This is a genomic window from Longicatena sp. 210702-DFI.1.196 (assembly GCF_020563125.1).
Taxonomy (GTDB): domain Bacteria; phylum Bacillota_I; class Bacilli_A; order Erysipelotrichales; family Erysipelotrichaceae; genus Longicatena; species Longicatena caecimuris.
On the sequence record NZ_JAJCPX010000089.1, the window covers coordinates 1 to 850 of the forward strand.

Genomic DNA, 850 nt, shown 5'->3' on the forward strand with positions numbered 1-850 from the left:
CAGCAGGTGCTGCGGCAGATCGGCGTTACCGTCCGAAATGCAGAGCGCGAAGCCAACCAAGAAAGGAGCAAACAAGATGAACAATCCCATGACCTATATCCAGAACGGAGACTATCTGATTCCCGACCTGAAGCTGAGCCAGCAGCCGGAGAAACCCCTGGGCAAGTACGGCAGGATGAGGAAAACTTACCTGAAAGAACATCGTCCCATCCTCTACAACCAGATGTTGCTGAGCGAGAAGCTGTACCCGCACCTTCTGGAGATCGACGAGACCGCCCAGAGCAGACTGGAGCAGATGATGCCCCAGCTGGCGAAGGAAGCGGGAGCCACCGAGGAACTGAAAGCCAGCGATCCCATGAAGTGGGTGGGGCTGATGAACAACTGCAAAGCCCAGGCCGAGGAAATCCTGATGGCGGAGCTTATCAACAGCTGACTCTAAACCTGTTCCTCTCCGAAGCGGAACAGATCCAATCCATAGATGAAGCAGAGAATGTAGCGCATACATCCTCTGCTTTTTCTTTTGCCCAAAATGACATCGACCATGTGCTGCGTTTGGGCGGCAATACAGACCGTCAAAGGGAGCGTGTGGTTGCAGCCTTTGAAAAGCAGAAAACCACCGCTGAGATTTCCGAGATACTGAAAACGCTGTACCACGGCGGCAATGGCCTTGGCAGTGTGAGCGCATGGTATGCCGAGGATGGTATCCATCTTTCCCATGGGAAGTCTGTCCGTTATGACAGGTCTGCCCAGGTCATTTCCTGGGAGAGCGCCGCAGAGCGTATCGGGGAGCTTTTGGAGAGCGGCCAGTTTGCCTCCAATGTGGAGCTTGCAGAAGCGGCAGGCTATGAAC

General features: G+C 54.5%; 2 protein-coding genes. Both read left to right on the forward strand.

The genetic code is table 11. The features are described 5' to 3' along the window. Nucleotides 1-76: 76 nt before the first annotated feature. On the forward strand, nucleotides 77-433 hold the full coding sequence (locus tag LI241_RS15480) for a TnpV protein (RefSeq protein WP_020989795.1): 357 nt from the start codon (nucleotides 77-79) through the stop codon (nucleotides 431-433). Next, on the forward strand, nucleotides 361-850 hold a 490-nt coding region (locus LI241_RS15485; protein ID WP_227160468.1), incomplete at its 3' end, for a hypothetical protein. The genes LI241_RS15480 and LI241_RS15485, both read left to right, overlap by 73 nt.